This is a genomic window from Undibacterium sp. KW1 (assembly GCF_009937955.1).
In the GTDB taxonomy this organism is placed as follows: domain Bacteria; phylum Pseudomonadota; class Gammaproteobacteria; order Burkholderiales; family Burkholderiaceae_D; genus Undibacterium.
In genome coordinates this window covers 4068883-4090638 of record NZ_AP018439.1, presented here as the reverse complement: position 1 = coordinate 4090638, position 21756 = coordinate 4068883, and the positions used below count along the sequence as shown (strand labels likewise).

At 52.1% G+C, this 21756-nt stretch carries 13 protein-coding genes; 7 read left to right on the top strand and 6 right to left on the bottom strand.

What is annotated here, in order from left to right:
* Positions 1–2 precede the first annotated feature (2 nt).
* Positions 3–719, top strand: a complete 717-nt coding sequence (trmB, locus tag UNDKW_RS18220; protein WP_162059844.1) for a tRNA (guanosine(46)-N7)-methyltransferase TrmB — start codon at positions 3–5, stop codon at positions 717–719.
* A 44-nt stretch (positions 720–763) separates the two neighbouring features.
* Here the strand turns inward: trmB and UNDKW_RS18215 are convergent, their stop codons facing one another.
* From UNDKW_RS18215 to UNDKW_RS18195, 5 genes are all read right to left on the bottom strand, one after another.
* The gene (locus UNDKW_RS18215; RefSeq protein WP_162059843.1) at positions 764–931 is read right to left on the bottom strand and encodes a hypothetical protein; all 168 of its coding nucleotides are present in this window, start codon (positions 929–931) and stop codon (positions 764–766) included.
* A 5-nt stretch (positions 932–936) separates the two neighbouring features.
* Positions 937–4614: a PAS domain-containing protein gene (locus tag UNDKW_RS18210; RefSeq protein WP_162059842.1), complete on the bottom strand. Its 3678-nt coding sequence runs from the start codon at positions 4612–4614 to the stop codon at positions 937–939.
* A 299-nt stretch (positions 4615–4913) separates the two neighbouring features.
* On the bottom strand, positions 4914–7421 hold the full coding sequence (locus UNDKW_RS18205) for a DEAD/DEAH box helicase (protein ID WP_232063038.1): 2508 nt from the start codon (positions 7419–7421) through the stop codon (positions 4914–4916).
* Positions 7408–8178, bottom strand: coding sequence for a fumarylacetoacetate hydrolase family protein (locus UNDKW_RS18200; protein WP_162059841.1), 771 nt, complete (start codon positions 8176–8178; stop codon positions 7408–7410). The genes UNDKW_RS18205 and UNDKW_RS18200 overlap by 14 nt, the downstream gene beginning before the upstream one ends.
* A gap of 35 nt (positions 8179–8213) precedes the next feature.
* Complete coding sequence (locus UNDKW_RS18195) at positions 8214–9227, bottom strand: MerR family transcriptional regulator (protein WP_162059840.1); 1014 nt, start codon at positions 9225–9227, stop codon at positions 8214–8216.
* A gap of 314 nt (positions 9228–9541) precedes the next feature.
* Here UNDKW_RS18195 and UNDKW_RS18190 point away from each other — a divergent pair, with 314 nt between their 5' ends.
* From UNDKW_RS18190 to UNDKW_RS18165, 6 genes are all read left to right on the top strand, one after another.
* Complete coding sequence (locus UNDKW_RS18190) at positions 9542–16765, top strand: DUF4214 domain-containing protein (RefSeq protein ID WP_162059839.1); 7224 nt, start codon at positions 9542–9544, stop codon at positions 16763–16765.
* Between the two features lie 341 nt (positions 16766–17106).
* Positions 17107–17517: a GntR family transcriptional regulator gene (locus UNDKW_RS18185; protein ID WP_174247605.1), complete on the top strand. Its 411-nt coding sequence runs from the start codon at positions 17107–17109 to the stop codon at positions 17515–17517.
* A 2-nt stretch (positions 17518–17519) separates the two neighbouring features.
* Entirely contained in the window at positions 17520–18407 is an 888-nt protein-coding gene (locus UNDKW_RS18180; protein WP_162059838.1) for an ABC transporter ATP-binding protein, read from the top strand.
* A 58-nt stretch (positions 18408–18465) separates the two neighbouring features.
* Complete coding sequence (locus UNDKW_RS18175; protein ID WP_162059837.1) at positions 18466–19890, top strand: hypothetical protein; 1425 nt, start codon at positions 18466–18468, stop codon at positions 19888–19890.
* 10 nt (positions 19891–19900) lie between these two features.
* Positions 19901–20113 carry a hypothetical protein gene (locus UNDKW_RS18170; RefSeq protein ID WP_162059836.1) on the top strand — a complete coding sequence of 71 codons (213 nt, stop codon included), beginning with the start codon at positions 19901–19903 and terminating at the stop codon, positions 20111–20113.
* A gap of 55 nt (positions 20114–20168) precedes the next feature.
* Positions 20169–20759 carry a helix-turn-helix domain-containing protein gene (locus UNDKW_RS18165; protein ID WP_162059835.1) on the top strand — a complete coding sequence of 197 codons (591 nt, stop codon included), beginning with the start codon at positions 20169–20171 and terminating at the stop codon, positions 20757–20759.
* A 47-nt stretch (positions 20760–20806) separates the two neighbouring features.
* On the opposite strand, the gene UNDKW_RS18160 is transcribed toward UNDKW_RS18165, so the two are convergent.
* Positions 20807–21622, bottom strand: a complete 816-nt coding sequence (locus UNDKW_RS18160) for a phosphate/phosphite/phosphonate ABC transporter substrate-binding protein (RefSeq protein WP_162059834.1) — start codon at positions 21620–21622, stop codon at positions 20807–20809.
* Positions 21623–21756 lie beyond the last annotated feature (134 nt).

The window sequence follows — 21756 nt, the reverse complement described above, 5'->3', positions numbered from 1 at the left end:
GTATGTCTGATTCCAAACCTGCTGACGGTGCCAAGCCGATGTTTTATGACCCTACCGAGCGCCGCATTCGTAGCTTTGTCACCCGTGCCGGACGCTTGTCTGATGCCCAGGCCAGGGCGATAGAAAGCCTGAGCCCACTCTTTTGCATCCCTTACCAAAAAGCGCCGCTGGATGTGGATGCGGCATTTGGCCGCAATGCGCCGACCGTGTTTGAGATTGGATTTGGCATGGGTGAGACCAGTGCCAAGATTTCTGCTGGAATGCCAGAGAAAAATTTCATCGGCGTTGAAGTGCATACGCCGGGTGTGGGTAGCCTGCTCAAGCTGACGGACGAATTGGGTTTGCAAAATCAGCGTATCATTCAGCATGACGCCTTTGAAGTGCTGACAAACATGATCACGCCAGCTTCTCTGCATGGCATCCATGTGTTTTTTCCTGACCCCTGGCATAAAGCCCGTCATAACAAGCGCCGCCTGATACAGGGCCCACTGGTGGCCTTGCTTGCATCTCGTCTGGCACCTGGCGGCTATCTGCACTGTGCTACTGACTGGGAGGACTATGCAGTGCAGATGCTGGAAGTATTGAGGGCTGAGCCGGCACTGGAAAATACTGCCGATGGCTTTGCGGCGCGGCCTGATTACCGTCCTGTGACAAAATTCGAAAACCGTGGCCTGCGCCTTGGCCATGGCGTATGGGATCTGGTATTCCGCAAGAAGTAAGCGAGGTCAGTATCAAATCTGCATTTTGTTTGCGTGCTATCGGCTTACTGCAAGACTTGCAGAGTGGGCCTTGCACGCAAGTCACGCCAGCGCGCTTCTGATTTCCAGCGTACCGACCATTCTACGAACTGGTCAGCAGGCATGGGGCGGGCAATGCCATAGCCCTGTGCGAGTCGGCATCCCAGTTCCAGCAGTTTGGCCCCATGCGCCATTGTCTCTACCCCTCGGCAATGACTTGACGGTCAAAAGCACCTGCCAGGCGTATTACGCCTTCAACTATGTCCAAGTCTTCGACATCGGTCAGCATATCACGCACAAAACTCTGGTCTATTTTCAGGGTATCTACTGGCAACTTGCGCAGGTAGGTCAGTGACGAATAGCCAGTACCAAAATCATCAAGCGAAAAGTGGACTCCTAATTGTCGGCAGCGGTTCAGAATCGCAACGGCTTGTTCCATATCGGCAATGGCGGCAGTTTCCAATACTTCCAGTTCAAAATTGCTGGCCTGGAAGTAGGGGTGGACGCGTAATGCTGTTTGCAGGTAATCGCAAAACTCTGGTGCCAGCAAATGATGGGCACTGATATTGGCGCTGACGCGTATCGCGATGCCCCGCAATTGCCAGTGATAGGCTTGCTGTATCGCGGCCTTGATCACCCATTCTCCCAAAGGCTTTTCGAGTTTGCTGCCATAAATGTGCGGCAAAAATTCGCCGGGTGCAAGTATGCCGCGGTTTGGATGCTGCCAGCGTATCAGGGCTTCTGCACCGACGATTTCGCCACTGATCAAATCGACCTTGGGCTGGTAATACAAAACAAATTCGTCCTGATCAAGCGCAATTTCCAGTCTCTCCAGTATCTGTCTACGCTGCTGTGCTTTACGGTCACTTTCGGGATCAAAAAGATGGTAGCGGTTTTTGCCTGCTTCCTTTGCCAGGTACATGGCGTGGTCTGCGTGTCGTAACAGGGTGTCCGCATCGACGTTATCGTCAGGATACAGGCTGACACCAATGCTGGCCGAAATGCTGATTGATTTCAAGTCGATTTGTATGGTTTTACTGATACCCGCCAGGACACGATCCAGTATCATGGCGCTTTCTTCTGCAGATGAAATGTCAGACAGCAGCACAGCGAATTCGTCGCCGCCCAGACGCGCAAGCGTATCGTCGGCCCGCAGGACTTGCTTCAGATTTTCTGTGACGCCAATCAATAGACGGTCGCCGACGGTGTGCCCAAATTTATCGTTGATTTCCTTGAAACCGTCCAGGTCAATGAAGCACACTGCCAGTGATTTGCTGGTGCGGTTGGCACGGTTGACTGCCTGGCTCAGACGGTCTGCTAGTAAACGCCGGTTTGGTGCACCTGTCAGTGGGTCGTAGTGGGCCATGCGGTCGAGCTGTGCTTCATGGGTTTTGAGTTCGCTTATATCGGTAAAAATGCCAACATAATGCTGAATTTCTCCTCGTGCATCGCGTACCGCAGAAATCGACATCAATTCAGGAAATATTTCACCATTCTTACGCTTGTTCCAGATTTCACCGCGCCAGAAATCATCTTCTGTTACGGCCTTCCACATTTCTGCATAAAAGCTGGCGTTGTGGCGGCCAGAAGCCAGTATCCTGGTGGAGTTGCCATAGACTTCTTTTTCGGTATAACCGGTAATACGCGTGAATGCGGGATTGATCTTGGTGATGCAGCCACGTGGATCAACCATCATGATGCCTTCAAAACTACTGGAAAACACTGTAGCAGCTTCACGCTGCGTCATTTCCAGGATTTTTTGTCCAGTGATATCAGTGTGTGTACCTGACATGATGAGGGGATTGCCAGTGTCGTCCCAGGCCACGATGGCGCCCCGCGTCAGTATCCAGCGCCATTCTCCTGACTTGCTACGTAAGCGCAACTCCATCTCATGGCTGGCGGTTTGCCCTTTGATATGGCGGTCGAGTGAAGCATGGGCAGCTTTCATGTCATCGGGATGGATGTGATCTGACCAATGCTCAGGGCTGACATTCATTTCACCTGGCTCATAGCCCAGCATGGTTTCCCAGCGGGCACTGACCTTGAAGGTATTGGTGACCAGGTCCCAGTCCCAGTAGCCCAGGTCAGAACCCAGCATCACGCGCTCCAGCCTTTGTTCTCTCTCAAGTAATTCGGCGGCGATGATTTTTTTCTCATTGATATCAGCCAGGGTGCCCACTACGCGCAAGGCATTGCCACTGGCATCACGACTGACGACGCGGCCACGCGCATGTACCCACTTGATTTCGCCTTGCCTGGTCAGTAGCCGGTATTCAAAATCCACGTCACCACAATGCGTGGTTTTATAGTTTTTGATATGCTGCAGCACCAGGTCGACATCGTCGGGGTGTACCTGGCGCTTGATAAATTCAAGGTCTTGCGTGTCTTCGCTTTCTGTGTATCCCGTCATTTCATAGTAGCGCTGAGATCGATAGACTTTGCCAGTCGCTACGTCCCAATCCCACAGTGCCTCGCTGGTAGCAGCTATTGCCATTTGCAGGCGTTCTTCGCTGGCCTGCAGTCGCATGGCAGCGGCTTTGCGCTCAGTGATGTCTTGCACGCTGCCATGCAGCCTGATCAGCTTGCCATCGGTATCTAGTACAGTCTCACCGCGGGCGATAATCCAGCGATGGTCACCATTTGGCCTGATCACTTCCGCATCACAGGTGTATGGTGTGAAGGTATTGATCGCTTGTTCGACTGCATTTGCCAGTCTGGTCCAACTCTCAGGTGTGAAGTATTGCTGTACCTCAGGATAAACGGCGGGTGGCAGCTTAGTGTCACGGCCGTAGATCGCATACACTTCTTCCGACCAGGTATGCAAGTCCGTGCGTACATCCCAGTTCCAACTGCCGACCGCCGCCAGGCGTTGCGCTACTTTCATGGCGGCTTCACTTTCTTTGAGCGCAGCTTCAGCCTCCTTGCGCTCGGTGATATCCCGGGCAATACCAAACAAGCCCTGTACATTCTTATCCTTATCCAGCAGTGGTCCCTTGGTCACCATGAAGACCAGCGATTTGCCATCGAAGGTATCTATGCATTCATCACGTGTCTTTATTTCTCCGCTTGTCACTACCCCGTGGTCGACCGCAGCGATTAATTCAGCAGATTGCCTTGGGAATAGGGAAAAATCATCATGCCCCAAGATGTCTTGTACGGGTTTGCCAACGAAGCTAGCGGCAGATTCATTAACCAACACATATCGTCCCTTCAAATCCTTGACAAAAATGGCGTCTGAAGTGCCTCTGATGATGGCATCAAGCAAATTGCGATTGTTTCGTACCTTAAGCAAGGATTGTCGCAAGGCTTCGCTGAGCAGACTGACAGCAATCCCGTCAACGATAAGAAAGCCCAGTTGTAAAATGTCCTGGCTTGTTTTAATACTGAAGCTGTAAAGAGGTGGAATAAGGAAGTAGCAAAGTCCTAGACTTGCAATCAATGTTGACAGCAAGCCTGGTCCCAGCCCCCCCAGCATCGCGCTCAGCACGATGGGCAAGACAAACATGATCAGCATGGGCCGGTTTTCAAAAGTGGTTGCCATGGCCAGGCGCAATAAAAGCACCGAGAGTGGCAGGGCAATCGCCAGCAAATAAATGGGCCACCGGATTTTATTCTGAGGATGAAATGCTTCCAGCAAGGGGTTGTCCGATGCAAGCTGCTCACCTGCAGGCAATTGCGGCACTGCCCGCATTGCAAGAAAAAATAATGCTGTAGTAACAACCACAAAAAACACGCCCTTGACAGTAGAAAACCAAGTGATGGTATCGAGGTTGCTTAAACTGCTCAGCAGACTGTCGGAAAGAAATATCCATGCCAACGCAAATAACAGATAAAGAACCGTGACGATGCTGATATAGCGATTGCGCGGGTTAGTCATCATAAAGATCCTGCCGTTTCTGCATTGATGAAGAAGGTCAAGCCCGGTGTTATTTATGTGCTTATTGACATCAACTCGGGATTACGGTGAATGCGAATCTGGATTTATCCTCGGGTCAAGAAGTATTGCCGCATGGACTTATCTTGTAAGCCTAACATGTCTGAATGCCACTTACTAACAAGATGTGCCATGTGTATTTTTTTGTCAATGTACAAAATGGCAAAATTTGTAAAATTGACATAAAAACTTGCGTAAAACCCCAAAATTGATTGAGCGGGATTTACCAATCTGGACTGATGTCAAGTGATGCGGCTGCTTAATGGCGCTAGCAGGGCCTGCAAGTCTTCAGCGCTGAATTTGCTGGCAAAGGCAGTGTCACTCCCCAGTACTCCTTCTGCCAGTGCAGCCTTGCGTGCCTGCAGGCCCAAAATCCGTTCTTCTATGCTGCCTTCGATCAGCAATTTGTAGATGAAGACAGCTTGTTCCTGGCCTATGCGGTGGGCGCGGGCATTGGCTTGTTCTTCCACCGCCGGGTTCCACCATGGGTCCATATGGATGATCGTGTCTGCGGCTGTCAGGTTCAAGCCGACGCCGCCTGCCTTCAGACTGATCAGCATGATGGGTACTTGTTTGTCCTGGAAGCTGGCGACTACCGCACCACGGTCTGCTGTAGCCGTTTTGCCAGTCAACATCAGATAATTCAGATTCATGTCCATCAGAGCTGAGGCAATCAGTTCCAGCATTTCTGTGAATTGCGAAAACACCAGTATGCGGCGGCCTTCTGCCACCAGGGCTGGCAGCATGTCGCTGAGCATTTCCAGCTTGGCTCTTTCCATCTCCGGTGGCAGGTTCTGGCCTTTCAGCAAAGCCGGGTCGCAGCAGACCTGGCGCAGCTTTAACAGCGCATCAAGTATCGTGATCTGCGCCCCATCAAAGCCCTTGCGCTGCAAAATGCGGCGCACCTGCTCATCAGCCGCGACACGCACGCTTTCATATAATTCGCGTTGCTTGCCTTGCAGACGCAAGCGCTTGATAACTTCGGTACGGGGTGGCAATTCTGTTGCCACTTCATCTTTGCGTCTTCGCAAGATGAAGGGACGCACTCTTTGCGCCAGTAATTGTGCGCGCAGTGTCTCGCCGTTGACCTCTATGGGTTTGCGCCACAACCTTGAAAAACTGCGCATATCACCCAGAAAGCCCGGCATTAAAAAATCAAACTGCGCCCACAGCTCGCCCAGATTATTTTCCAGTGGCGTGCCTGTCATGCACAGCCTGTGGCGCGCATTGATCTGGCGTACCGCATCGGCACTGCGACTGGCCGCATTTTTGACTGTTTGCGCTTCATCAAGGATCAGTAAATGAAATTCTTGCGCCTTCAATACGTCGAGGTCGCGCCATAACAAAGGGTAAGTCGTCAGCACCACATCTGCCTGTTTGATATCGGCAAACAAGTCAGCGCGCTCTGTCCCTTGCAGCGTTAATACGCGCAGGGCAGGGGCCATGCGTCTGGCCTCTGCCTGCCAGTTGAAAATCAATGAAGTTGGCAAGACAATAAGGGCAGGAATATCCATACGGCCTTGCTGCTTCTCTATCAGCAAGTGGGCGAGTACCTGTGCGGTTTTACCCAAACCCATATCATCAGCCAAGATGCCCGCCAGATGCTGTTCGCGCAGGTATTGCAACCATGCCACGCCATGCAATTGATACGGGCGCAGCGTCACGCCCAGGCCATCGGGTGCAGCGACCGCACGCGGGCTGCCAACTTTCTTCAGACGTTGCGCCAGGCTGCGCAAGCCCATATCGCCCTGCAATTGCCAGCCACCGTATTCTCCCGCGCGCGCAGGCTGGCTATCGAGCAGACTGACACGCAAGGCTTCCAGCCTGTAGCTGTCCCAGGCTGACAATGGGACCGGTCCTTCCACCTGCGGCCTGTCAGTCAGCAAATCCAGCATGTGGATGACGATGGCTTTCAGTGGTGCCGCCATGGCATCAATGCGCTTGCCACCGGGTGCGCGCAATTGTATGACGGCCATATCATCGATGAGGCGTATCTGCCTCGCATTCAGCCAGCGCGCATCGCGTTGCAGCAGATGGGCCAGCATGGGCACCAGGTCCAGCACCTCACCTTCGATTTCTATCCCCAGGCTCAGCATCCATGAACCTTCACGCGCAGGCAGGCCTAGCGGGGTGATGATCTCCTTACGGCCACGCATGCGAGATGCCACCTGCTTGCCAGTGATAGCACCGGTGTCTTCATCGATGATCAGATGCCAGGCATCGACAGGTACACTCTCATGCGCAAAGCCGGGGCGCACCACGACTTGCCAGCCCAGTGTCTGCATCTCCGGCAATTTCTCTGCCCAAAAATCGGCAAAGAAAGCTTCCTGCACCAAGCTCCACAGCGGGCCAAAATTTTCTGCAATACTGTCGTTGCGCCACTGCAGGCTCGCTGCGGGCAGGGGTTGCAGGGCGATTTCCCAGACCTTGTCCAGTGCATCTGCCTCTGCACCCAGATCACGTAGCAGGCTCAAAGCTTTGCCATCTTCATCATGCAACAACTGGGTGGAATGCGGCCTGCGGTTCAGCAGGGCAGTGGGTGCCGGGGTTTGCCAGCGCAGCCCAGTGTCGGTGTGATATAGCCAGTCGATTTCTACCACTGTGACACTGCCACCACGCGGCCCAAAGTCACCGCTGGGCTTCATGCCCAGCAAGCCATCACCACGGTGCAGGGTCTGCAAAGTGATGCGAGGGCGGAAATGCCCCGTGAACTCAGGCAGGCCACGTGGTGCAGGTTTATTTTCTTTCAAACCGCACCTTTATGCTGCCCAGGCTGGCAAACTGCACTTCCACTTCAGTGTGGACGGGCACTTGAGGGCTGCCTGCATATGATCCTGTAATGATTGCCTGACCTGCCTGCAAACCCAGCCCCTGGCTGCGCAAAAATTCTGCCAGCCAGTACAGTGGCAGGCGAGCTTGACCTGCCGGGTGCTGTCCATCCAGGCTGAGCTCTGGCTGGCCAGCAACGCACAATTTGATGTCCAGTTGCCTGCTCTGTTTTGCCGCTTCATCATCAACGATAGGACCGAGTAGCAGACCTTGGTTAAACAGCCCATCAGCAAAGTGATCATGGAAATTCAATTGCTCAGGATGCGTGTAGCGGCTATCTATCAATTCCAGCGCCAGCCTGGTTTCTGCTATTGCCGCATCAACATCTGCTGGCGTATAACTTGCCGCTCTTGCAGGCAGGTCATGGGCGAGTATAAAAGCCAGTTCCGGCTCGATGTTGATTTGCCCCTGCCTGACACGAACCGGGCAGGTTGGCGTGTTCGCATCATGCACATCAATCGCATAGATAGGGGCCAGCACCCATTTGTCAGCAGCAGGCATACCGCATTTCCAGCCAGCGATGGGTTGATCAATGATGTGACTGAGCTCGCACTGTATCGCAAATGCGGTGGTCAGATTATCAGGCCGGAGCGAGGCGGGCAGTGCATCACCCTGTTCACCGCTGTGCCGCCTGTCCAGCAAAATTTGGGCTGCCTGATGGATACTTGCTGGTTTCATGAATATGTGTCTGATCAAAAGAATATGCGTACATTTTATAGTGCTACTGTTTTCAATGCTGACTGCAGGTAGTCAAACAGGCGATTGTCTATGCCCATGCGCAAGACTGGGTGTTCTGCAAAAGCTTGCTGGATTTTCTTTTGCAAGCCGGGACTGTTGCCCGCTTTCTTCAAGGACAATGCCAGCCATTTTTTTGCCAGTTCCTGTACTTTGAGATGGTGTACACGGGTACCCGCTTCGCATTCCAGGTGCAGGGCGGCGATCAGTGCAGGCCAGTGAGCGGCATCTGTCAGACTATGCTGGCGCAAGACTTCTATTTCATCCGGCAGGCAATATGCTGCATACAGGTGCAGTGTGGCGCAGGCGAGGGCGCGTACCATGTAATCAAGCGTGGCCTGATCCAGTCCTGAGAATAATTGCAGCGCTTTTTCTTCACTCTGCATCTGGTAAAACTTGATCAGGATCGCGGCATCACCCCCACTTTCTTCCTGCATGCACTGCAGCCAGCGCTGGCTCAGGGATTGAGCCAGTTCATCCTGTGGTGATACCTGTTTTTCCATCAATTCACGCAAGGCTTTAATGAGTGCCGATTTGTCAATCGTATCCACGGCGCTGCGTCTTTGCCGTAATGCCGTGAGTTCTGCAGGAGTGAAATATTTTTCGCTGTGGACTGTCATTTCCAGCGCAGTCAGCCAGTCATCGACAACTGGTAATTGTTGACCGGCAAGATGTTCCGAGAGTGTGAGCAAGTGGTCGCGCAAGGCCAGGGCTTCACGCGCCTGTTTTTCCATCAGGCTGATTTGCTGACTGACAATATCGGTCATGCTGACATTGTTATCAGCGAGTATCACCCCGATTTCATCCAGCGATAACTGCAGGCGGCGCAGTGCCTGTATGCGATATAGCCGCAAGACGTCGTCATCATCATACAGACGGTAAGTATTGTCAGCTCTTACCGAGGGACGTAACAGGCCTATCTTGTCATAGTGATGCAAGGCGCGGACGGTCAGACCGGTGCGTTTTGCAAGCTCACCTACTTTTAATTTCATTTTTCGCCTGCTCATGTGCTTACTTATTTGCTTACTTATTTGCTTACTTACGTGCTTACTTGATCGTGGCCAGGATGATAAACCCTGACCCTGAGTCAGGTGCAAGAGGCGAAAAATAGATGTGGAAGTTGTCAAATAACTACAAATGGCATTGGTTTGTTCTGGAACAATGTAAAGAGAAATTTAAAAATTGTTATATTTATGTTGCCCAAGCTGGAATGGAAATTTTTCTTTTCCAGCAATGTTACTATTAGTAACATTGGTACTTATTCTAATTGTAACGTTTTATACGTGAATTTTTTCTGGGGTTGTTAATGGCTAATACGTCTGCTGATATCCAAAAGCTTTACATCGCATATTTCAACCGCCCAGCAGACCCAAATGGTCTGGCCTACTGGATGGCCCAAGGTTTGACACTGAACCAAATCGCCGACAGCTTCTCCAAACAAGCAGAATACGCCACCGTATTCGCTGGTAAAACAACAGAAGACACCGTCAACACCATCTACAACAACCTGTTCGGCCACAAAGCTGACGTAGCCGGTCTCAACTACTGGACAGGCCAACTGTTGAACGGCAAAGTCACACTGGGTCAAGCCGCTCTGGCCATCCTCGGTGGTGCTACTGGTGCAGACAAAGTTGCCGTTGACTCCAAAGTTGCTGCAGCGACATCCTTCACAACAGCCATCGACACCAACGAAGAAATCGTTGCCTACTCCCTGCCAGCCAACACAGCCCTGGCCAAGGACTGGCTCAGCAAAGTGTTGGATTCCGCCACACAAGCATCCCAGATCGCAGTTCAAGATGCAGTCCTGACATCCATCGTCAACGGTGGTGGTGTTAAAGACTTCGCACTGACCAGCAACACAGACATCGCTACAGCTGAGAACTTCACAGCTGGCCTCGTCTACACACCAAACGGTGGTTCCCGTGTCAACGCCCTGCAAGACGAAGACGTCCTGACAGGCTCCAACACATCCGCCACAGCCAACAACAAATTGACAGCCACACTGGGTAACTCCAATGACAACGGCGCGCCAATCATCACCCCAACGCTCAAAAACATCCAGACAGCGAACTTCACGTTCACTGGCTCTGCTGATGCACAAAACGTCAACAACAACGCCGTTGTTGCAGTTGACTTGCAAGATGCCACTGGCTTGAAGAATGTTGGTATCAACCGTATCGCCTCCACAGCAGGTACAAACGTTGCCCGTATCGAAAACATCAAATCCGTTCTCGACACACTGTCCCTGACAAGCACCAACGCCAACAACGCTGGCGTCGTTGAATTCTCCTTCGGCAACGGCACACTGCTCGGCGCCAATGCAGGTACACTGAACCTGTCCGACGTCCAAGTTGGTACCGTCAACATTGGTCAAAACACCTCCGGCACATCCGCCGCAGGCGTAGGCAACCAAGGTTACGAAACACTGACCATCAACAGCACAGGCAACACCAACAACATCGGCACACTCAACCTGCCAATGGACACAGGTACAGCAGGCAAAGTCATCATCACTGGCGACAAAGACCTCACACTGGCCCAAACATCCAATGTTGTTAATGGTGTAACAACCATTGAATCCACCAACTTCTCCGGTGGTATCCTCCAAGCAGCAGGCCGTCTGTCCGCCATTGATGCATCCGCATTCAAAGGCAACCTGACCCTGAACCTCGGCAATGGCATCTTCACCACTGGTAAAGCTGACACATCCGGTTCCGTTCAAAACGTCACCATCACTGGCGGTTCTGGTAACGACACATTCTACCTGGCAGACACAGTAGAAACAGGCGACAGCATCACAGGCGGCGACGGTACAGATACCCTGGTCATCGTCAACGGCGGTAACGTCACAGCCGGTGCAGCTGGTTCCTCCATCATCACCAAAGTAGAAGCAGTGCAAGTGTTGTTGAACAACGCCGCTTCCACAGTTGACTTCGCCAAACTGCCAGACGTCACAGGCGTACTGGTTCGCAACGTCTCCAACACCAACGTCGCAGCTCCTGCGAACTCCGCACCAGTCGCTGGTACAGACGTGTTCACACTCAACAACCTGAGTGTTGGTCAAGCTGCAGCCATCACCATCCGTCATAGCGACACAGGCTCCAACGCCATCGGCCAATCCACCATCAACGCCAACCTGGCGACTGCGACTGGTGCATCCGATACCGTTGCTGTCACGATCGCTGAAGGCTTGAACGTTGACCCACGTTTCAACTTCGTATTGAACACCAACGCTGTTGAAAACATCACTCTGGTCGATGCTGATACAGAATCCAACACAGTTGCTCTCGCCAACGTTGCTGCCCACACAGGCACCATCACGATTGGTACAACAGCAGGTGCTGGTTCCACAACAACATTCCTCAACCTCGACACCACAGTCGCTGGTAACGGTGGTTTGTACCGTATCGACACAACAGGCGGCGCCGCAGCCAACATCGCTGGCGTACAAGAGTTGTCCAAAACAGCTGGCCAGATCAAACTGATCGCCGCTAACATCGATGCATCCGCAGAAACAGCCAGCGTTATCGTTCGTGTTTCCACCAGCGGTGCAGCTAACGGCGCGCAAAACATCAAGATGGGTGCTGGTAACGACACAGTCACTTTCGATAACCTGCAAGACACACGTGCTGGCCTGACAATCTCCGACACAGTCGTAGGTGGTGCTGGTACAGACACACTCGTCATCGACGGCGACCTGACAGGTGCAGCACTGGGCGACACCATCGCTCTGGGCGCGTCTGAATGGACTAACGTTTCCGGTTTCGAAACAATCCGTCTGGTTGGTACCTCCAACAACGCCGGTGTTGACGGTGCAGGTAACTACCGTCTGACATTGACAGATGCCCTGATCGCTGCCAACAACAACGGTGGTGTTCTGGCTATCGTCAACGACAACGACACAGCCAATGATGCAGCTAACGCCGCAGACACAGCTGGTACAGCCGTTGAAAGCGCAGTCGTCATCGACGCCCGTAGCCTGAGCGCCACAAGCCGCTTCAGCTACAACGGCGAAGAAGGTGCAAGCCGCACAGCAGACCGTATCATCTTCACAGATGCCAACTTCAATGGTACACACGCCATCAACGGCGGTGCAGTGGACAACAACACCACCAACAACAGCCAGAAGAATGATGACGTCATCGAACTGCGCAATGCAACAAACGCAGCGATCGGTGACTTCAACGGTATCAGCAACATCGGTAACATCGAACTGACCAACGACACAGCAGTCACCCAAGTGTCCCAAATCCAGTTGAACGACACGATCGTTGATGCACTGGTTGACGGCTACCAGGCTGCTAACACAACAACACACGTAGAACGTCTGACTATCCGCGCACTGGACAACGTCAACGTTGCTAACGCCACTGTTGGTGTATCGATCGATGCAGGCGCATTGACAGCACAATCTGCTCTGGACGTGACTCTGGCCCGTGGCGCCAACTTCCTGAGCCTGGGTGCTGGTGCTGACCGCGTTGTCTTGCTGGGTAACTATGTTGCCGGTACTTACAACACGACAGAAAACGGTGTGAACCTGAACGCACAATCCACAGCAAATGCCGTGGCACGTGTTGTGACAGACACGATCAACCTGGGTACAGGTAACGATACACTGGTCACTTACGGTGCGATCAACCTGGCTGGTGCAACTCTGTCCGGTATTGAAAACATCACAGCAAACTCTGCTGTTGTGATCACTGCTTCCCAATACGCTGCATTAATCGCAGCGCGTGCTGCATTGAACCTGTCCGGTCCGGTACTGACATTCACTGGCGCGGGTCCACATCAGTTGACAATTGTGGATGACGTGGCAGGTGGGAACAACATTGACCTGTCGTATATCTCCATCACTGGCGGTACCCTGGTGTATGACGTGACTTCGGCTTCGAATGCGGCGGGCGGCAGTGTCAATAATATGACCACTTCCAATGCGATTGTGGTGTCTGGTGGGGCATCGGCCATCGCTGGAACAATAGGCACTAGTCCATCGAATGGCAATGGCCAGTCTGCCAACAGCACTGTGCTGACTGCAGGCGGTATATTCAATGGCACAGCTGGCCTCAATGAAAACTTCACCGGCAATGTGGCCGCACTGGTCGGCACAACCGTCAACGGCAATGGTAGTGACGCAGACACCATCACCATCTCTGGCGGCGGTTCGGTCAACATTGGTAATGGTAACACCATCACCAATATCAAGACCCTGGCTACCGACAACACCGCAACCAGTGTCAACTTCACTGTCGCTACCTCCGGCATCACCACCATCAACGGCGGAACTGGCAACGACGATGTCAACCTGACCAATTCTGGCAGCTCCTTACTGGCTGGCAATATTAATCTGGGCGCGGGCAATAATACCCTGACGCTGGAAGGCAAGTCTTACACTGGCACATTCGTGGCAGGTGCGGGTACGAGTGATGCACTGAACCTCTTCAATGGCAGCAATATCAGCGCAGCCAATGTGAGTGGCTTTGAAACGGTCAATATCGCCAATAATGCCTCCGTCACCATGACAGCAGCACAATATGGCGGCTTCACCACCATCATTGCACCAGGTGCCGAGACAGTCAACTTTACCACTGCGGGCACCATCGCTGGCAAGACCAATGTAGAAAACTATGTACTGGCCAATGGCAGCAATACCTTTACTGCCGCAACCGGCCTGGTATCGGTGACGGGTGGTACGGGCAATGACACCATCAATGCCAGCTCCGCCATGATTACTGCTTCCACAGCCATCAATGGTGGTGCGGGGACAGATACCTTGAATGTCGGTGCGGTAACCGCCTCTTTGGATATGTCTGCCAAAGTCAGCAATGTAGAAACAGTCAATGTCACAGGTGGCACAACTGCAACCTGGACCGTCGCCAATGAAAACGGCGCTGGCGTCACCCTGAACTTCACCAAGTCAGCTTCGACGGCGATCAATGGCATCACGCTGGGTTCTGGCGGCCAGACCCTCAATATCCTGGGTACGGGCACAGGTGCGAGTACCATCACTGGCGGTTCTGGTGCTGATATCATCAATTTGTCCACCACGGCAAGCGGTGCAGATGTGATTGTGGCAGGCTCGAACATCAATGCCATGGATACTGTCAATAATTTCAAGGCAGCAGGTGCAGACAGTTTCGGAACTGGCGTTATCGCGACCTCGCTGTTTAACCTGACTATTGCCAATGCTGACAGCAGCAACCTGGCAGCAGCCATTGCGACTGCGGCAACAGCAGCGGGGGCGAGCCTTGCCAATACTGGCCAGGCTTATACCATCACCGTTAATAGTGGTACAGCAGCAGGTACCTATGCCTTCCAGAATTCGGGTAGTAGCGCAACAGCAGTGGATGGCAGCGACTTTATCGTCAAATTGGGTGGTACCACAGGCAGTATTGTGGCCAGTGACTTTGGTATTGCCAATGCCGTCGGTGTCACTGCTGGCGGCACGTTCAATGGTGTCTCTGGCGCTAATGACATCTTCATGTCCAGCATTCCTGGTCTCAATGGGTCGACTATTGCTGGCAATGCAGCAGATACCGATGTACTGACACTGACCACGGCTGGCACTGTCACCCTCAATAATGGTGCTACTGGCGGCACCATCAGCAACATCAAGGTATTGAACCTGGCTAATGGCACCAACACGATTACCTATAACAACTCGGCCGGCTTTGCTACGATCAATGGCGGTACAGGCGATGATACCTTCATTCCCAACTCAGCCTTGTTACCTATCGTTGTGAATGGCGGCTCCGGCACTGACACGATAGTGCTGTCGGCTGCTTATGCTGCCACAGCTTCAGGTTCCGGTACCTTTGCTGCCAATGTCACTGGCTTTGAGAAATTGACACTCACCAACGTCACCAACCAGACCGTCGACTTGCAGGTACTGGGTAATTATAACGACGTCACTTTCTCTGGCGCCAATGGACTGACATTGACCAACGTGGCTGGCAATAGCAATATCACGCTCAATGGCGCAGGAACCGCCGTTACCCTTGCCAATGCCGCCTTTGCGGGTGGCGTCAACGATGTCATTAACCTGACGCTGACGGATGGTAGCACTGGTGGCGTTTCTTTTGCGACCACCGGTATTACAGCATCCGGTGTTGAGACTGCGAATATCACAACCGTTGATAGCCAGGCTACACCGACAGGCGCTTTCAATGACAACGTGACCTGGCTGGGTAACTCAGTCAAAACCATCAATGTGAGTGGCAATGCAGGCCTGACCCTGTCATCATCGAGCACCGCGTTGACGACGGTGGATGCAAGCGGCATTACCCTTGGTGGCTTTACCTGGACATCCGGTGCCCTGACAGGCGCAGCTACTGTCAAAGGCAGTGCAAGCGGTACCAACACCGTCAACATGAATTCTGCCACTGCAGGTGTTAACTACACTGGCGGTAGTGGCAACGACAACATCACGATCAACGCCACTGTTTCCAGCACGGCGGCATTGGGTAACGGCAACAATAGCCTGGCTCTCAATGGCGTGACCATCCTCGGCACTTATACTGGTGGCACGGGTACAGATAGTCTGGCGTTCTTCTCAGCGACACCCGATATCAGCAATGCCACGATCACCGGCTTTGAAAATCTGACAGTGACCAATAATGCCAACATCACGGCAACCATTGCCCAGATGTCGCAGTTTACCGGCGTCGTCAATGCCGCAGGAACCGAGACGCTGAACCTGGCTACGGCTGGTAGTTTCAATGCCTTCAACACGATAGAGAAGTATAACCTCGCCAATGGCACCAATAACTTCACTTCTACTAACGTGGCTGTCAGCGTAATCGGTGGCACAGGTGCTGATACCTTCAACTTCACTTCCAACCAGATCATCACCTACCTGACCACGGTGGATGGCGGCAATGGTACAGATACACTCAACATCGGTGCTACCACAACCCAGAACATTGATCTGAGTACCAAAGTCGCCAATATTGAAATCATTAACGTGGCAGGCAGTATAGGTACGGCCAGTCTCACCAACATGAATGGCGCAGGTGTCACGCTGAACTATACCAAGAGCACGGGTGACAACACCATTACCCTGGGTAGTGGTGGCCAGACATTGAACCTGTTGGGTTCCAGTCCTGCAGCGACTACCATTACAGGTGGTGCGGCGGTGGATACGATTAATCTGCAGACCGCTGGTTCCGGCTCGGAAACATTGATAGAAACCGGCGCCAATATGTCGAATAAGACGCAGATAGACGTGGTCGGTAATTTCAATGCGACGGGAGTGGATTACTTCAAGACTGGCGTCAATGCAGCGAGTGTCGGTTCTTACATCATCGGCAATGCCGATACGTCTAATTACCTCGCTACCATCACTGCTGGTTTGTCAGTCGTGCTAAATAACACTGGTCAGGCTTACCTGATCACGATACAGACAGGTACCGCAGCAGGTACTTATCTGTTCCAGAACACCGGTACAGATACCAGCCAGTTTGATAACACTGACTTCTTTGTGCAATTGACAGGTACGGTCGGGACTATATCCACGGGTAATCTGATTGCATAAAGTAGTGCTTCTCGAGGACAGGTATCAGTTTTGATCCTTGTCCACGGTATCGCAGTAACACGCTACTCAAGACGCCAGCTTTGCTGGCGTTTTTTTACATCCCGTCCACTCACTTTTTGCGTCAACTTGCTGCATCCAGCAAATCTCCCAGCATTTTCTGAAAATTGCTTGAAATGGTAAAATTAGTGTATTACTATATTAATACACGTGAAGGTGATGTATTAGTCATTAACCCCATGTGAAGCTACCACGACGCATTCATCCTGACGATGGAGGTGTTCAGGTATTCGTTTAAACACGATGAGAGGCCGGAACATGGAGCGTGAGACATGGCACCAGGCATGACAAACATAAAGCCGCGCCAGTTGGGCGCAGAGATTTTCCAGGTTTCTACCGGCAGTAGCGAGCCTATCTATCGCCAGTTGATAGAACAATTACGACGTCTGCAGGCGGGTGGGCAAATTACTGCAGGCGATGCCATGCCATCTGTGCGCGATGTCGCCAGCGGGCTGGGAGTTAATCCCATGACAGTATCCAAGGCTTACAGCATGCTCGAAGCCGAGGGTTTGCTGGTGCGTCGCCGTGGCCTGGGGATGGAAGTGGCGGCCCTGGCCAGTGGCAATTCTGCCCTGGCGTCCAGGCTGGAATTATTACGCCCCAGTCTTGAACGTATCGCACTGGAAGCCAGCCAGCTCGAACTTGACTCCAGCGCAGTCATCGCACTCTTGACCAGTATTCTTAAAGGAAAATAAGCATGCAAGTTCATTTAAATGCACCCGTGCATATCCAGGGATTGAGTAAATCGTTCAGTGGGCAAGCTGTCTTGAAAAATCTGGACTGGCAGATTGCACCGGGCAGTATCGTCGGTCTGTTGGGGCGCAATGGCGCAGGCAAATCGACATTGATAGAATGCCTGCTGGGTTTGCGTGATATCGATGGCGGCAAGTCCAGTCTGTATGGCGAAGCAGCAGGGCAACTCAGTGCAGAGACCCGAGCCCGGATAGCCTATGTGCCACAGTGCAGTGACCTGTTTGAATGGCTGACGGCAAGGCAGATGCTGGCCTACTTCCAGCTACTGTACCCACGCTGGAACGACAGCAAGGTTCAGTCACTGATGCAAGCCTGGGAGCTACCTTATGACAAGGCCATCAACAAACTCTCGGTAGGACAAAAGCAACGCCTGTCCATCATCCGTGCACTGGCCCATGATCCTGAGTTGCTTATCCTGGATGAGCCAGTATCCAGCCTTGACCCCGCAGGCCGCCGTGAATTTTTGCGCGAACTCATAGACCGCGTCATCGAAAAGCAGACGACCATCGTGTTCTCTACTCATATCCTGTCTGATCTGGAAAGGGTAGCGATGGATGTCGCCTTCCTCAATGGCGGACAGATCGTGCACCAGCAATCACTGGACGACATGATGGACAACACCGTGCGCGTCATCGCGGCACCAGCGGTATTGCAAGAATTGCAGCCGACAAAAATATTGCGCCAGTCAACCACTGCCAAAGACGGTGATGCTGCAGAAGGCAAGATGCTGGCGCAGTTCAGCCATGAACAACTGCAGGCATTGCAGGTACGACGCGATGTGCGCCTAGACAAACTGAGCCTGGAAGATTTGTTCATAGAAATGACATTGTGAACACTGTGGACTGAACACATCATTTATTCAACATAATACCTGCGTTGAGAGAGAAAACATGAAAGCCATTATTTCAGTGTGGATGCAGCCGGTTTATGCGCGCAAGAATGTCGGCATGTCAAAGACCATGTATATTTTGTTGAGTCTGACCACGCTTGCATCGCTTGTCGTCCTCTATTTTGCTAGCACAGAAGAGCCAGGTTTGCGAGCAATGATATGGGCCTTGCTCGTTTGTGCTGGGGGAATTCTGGCTACTTTGATTTTCACCTGGTTCGTCATGCTGGTGCCCAACATTACCCTGCAATACACACCTGCGAATGCATCGCTGGTACCAGGTCTGAAGCGTAATTTGCAAGTGGCACTTGCTATTCCTGTCTTGCTGATGCCATTGGGTTTTGCATGCTTAAATCATGACCATTTCTCTTTGAGCTGGTTTTTTGGGGTAGTGGCTCTCCTTATTTATACTGCGGCCATACGCACACAATGGGCTTATTTAGTGGTCACGCTGCTATTTCTGACACCCTTTGCTTTTGACAAGGGTAAAAGTTTTTTCATTGATCCGACATGGAGTCAACCGGTATTATTCTTTGCCGCTGGCCTCGGTTTAACTGTATTGGTACTTCACTGGGTTTTTAAGCTCCATGGTGACCAGCATTTCAGGCACAAAGAGAATTTTGCCATGATGCAAAAGCAAATGAATGGCGAAGAAATTTCGAACAGGTACTACAGCCTGAATTTCATCAATCCTTATGCTCTATTGTTGCGCCTGAGTATGAAAAAAGTGAAAAGGAACCCGGCAAAAGCCGGCGATCTAATGCTGTTTTCTCTGGGGGCTCAAGTTTTTTGGATGACCAGTTTCTTTTCAGTCGTATTCATGGCAGCCCTGTTGTTCATCGTCTTTGCGGTTTTGGGCAACCACAGCAGCAAGTTTGACGAAAAAAATATAGGCCTGGCTTACTTTGTTGGTCTGGTGTCTCTGATCATGCTGTCACCGATATACAGCTCCATCGTGCGCTCCTTGGTCTATCAGCGCAAGGGAGAGCTGGGGCTGCTGATGTTGACAGCCAAGTTACCTGATCCACATCAGCAGGGCAGGCTGCTCTTGCAATCCATGTTGCGCCAGTTCCTCGGTTTGTGGCTGACAACAACTTTCATATTTGGCAGTGCGATCTATCTCCTGCAAACGTCAACACGTATGTCTGCGATCATCTGTATCATCAGTTTTTGCCTGTTGCCGGTGAGCGTGCTGAGTTTGAACAACTATGCCCGTATGGAATCTACTTACCAAACTTCATTGCTGGCCGCAATGGGAATACCAGTGGTGCTTGGCATCATCTCCATTGTGGTGTACGTACAGTCAGGATTCATCTCAGCCTGGCAGATTTGCGCGGCGATTACTTTGACAACAGCTATCATCCTTTACTGGCGATGGCTCAGGCTGGCAAAAGTGGCAGCCATTTTCCCCGCTGGCCGGGCAGTGTGAGGACAAGAACATGCGCATCCTGCTACTTTGTGCAGTTTTTTTATTCACGGCAATATTGCTGACGCCGCCAGAAGTGACTGTATCGGCCGGTAAGTCACTCATGCTGGCTTGTCAGTATGACGGGAAAGAGGGCGATATCTGGGAATGCCTTGGTATCAAGGTAGGGAAAATCACCCTGGAAGTGCTGTATTCATACTTTAGTATAGGGCACATAAAGCTGTAAATCGCCTATATTCACTGCATCTCTTCGTTGAATAGTCAACATTAAGGATCTCAGTATGAATATGCCACTGCCCATGCAAGTATTTGCACCTGCCGCCAAAAAAGAAGATGCCAGAAGTCTGAGCGCGCTGGAACAGTATGAACGCCGCCGCCAGGTCATACGCGCCCACCAGCGCGGTGCCAGAAAAGTCCAGATCGCACGTGAACTGGGGCTTAGCTATACTGCAGTCTGCCTGATTATTGCCCGCTACCAGGAGCAGGGCGCAGATGCCATTCTGCCGCACCGCCGTGGCCGCCGTTCAGGCGAAGGCCGTGCCATGAGTACCGAGCAGGAAGAGCAAATACAACAACTGATACGTGACAACAAACCACGTCAGTTGCAGATGGACTTTGCTGAATGGACACGTCCTGCCGTCGCTGAGCTCATCAGCAAACACCTGGGCGTCAAAATCCATATTCGCTCAGTGACCAACTACCTGAAGCGCTGGAACATCGTGGTAGAAAGGGCAGTACCCAGCCCTTATCTGCGTACGCAAAAGCTGATGATGCTTGACATGGCAGAACAGGTGAAAACCCCGGTTCCATCCATGCCCATGATGCCATCGATTTATGACCCGCTTACCCAGGCTGCATCCCATTCGTATTAATGAATGGAATGGGATAGAGGCGCTGGAGTTGGAACTGGAGCTAAGGCTTAGCCCAGCCACTTCAGCAAATCGCGCAGGCGTTGTTCATTATTGCCGGTATCAAATTCCTTGATACCGATTTGCTTCAGCGTGGGTTTGCCTGCTTCGGTTTCATCGAGTAGCCCAAGTTCTTTTTTCAATGCCTGGATTTGCGCTGCCGTGATCTTGGGGTGGGCAATCAAAGGCTGGTAAGGTTGTGGCTGGCTGGTGTGGATAACGCGGTGGCCGGTTTTTTCAAGGTTCTTGGCTACGCCTGAGTAAGAGGCAATGCCACCAACATCGGCCAGCAGATTGTCCAGGTAAAACAGTACTGCACCCTGTTCTTTGGCATACTGGATTTTCTCTGTCGCCAGGTTGAAACCATTGTGTGTCAATTCTGCCGAACAGAATTTCGACATATAAGAAATTTTTTCAGGCAAGGCAATGCGTTTGCCCTTCACGTCAGCGATACTCTTCAATGGTGATGCATTGGGTACGATCAGCAGGCACTGACCATCAGGCTTGGATGTCGAGACCAGTTGATATTTATAGTCGCGCACGCCGCGCGCCGGATAATCACTGGGCCGGGCAATCACAAAATCCATCTTGCCGGCTTTCATGCCTTCCTCAAGCTGGGAAAACTCACGCGCTACCACCACCGTGACTTTTTTACCCAGGGCCTTGCCCATGACTTCTGCCAGGCCAGTATATTTTTCTATGACCTGGGCCGCATCAAGCCCGCCAGATGTGCCTTCACTGACGTAGAGACTATAGTTGTTTTGCGCCTGCACCTGAGCAGTAAAACCAGCCAGGCAGCAAGCTGCAATCGAGAGAACTTTTTTCATATCCGTCTTCCTGGGAAACTGTTCAACATTCTTGTCACGCAGTTGTCACGTAGTTGTCATGTGGTTGTCGCGTATTGATCACATACGCCAACACCAGACGCATGCAACTGATGGGTGACCGGTTACGCCAACGC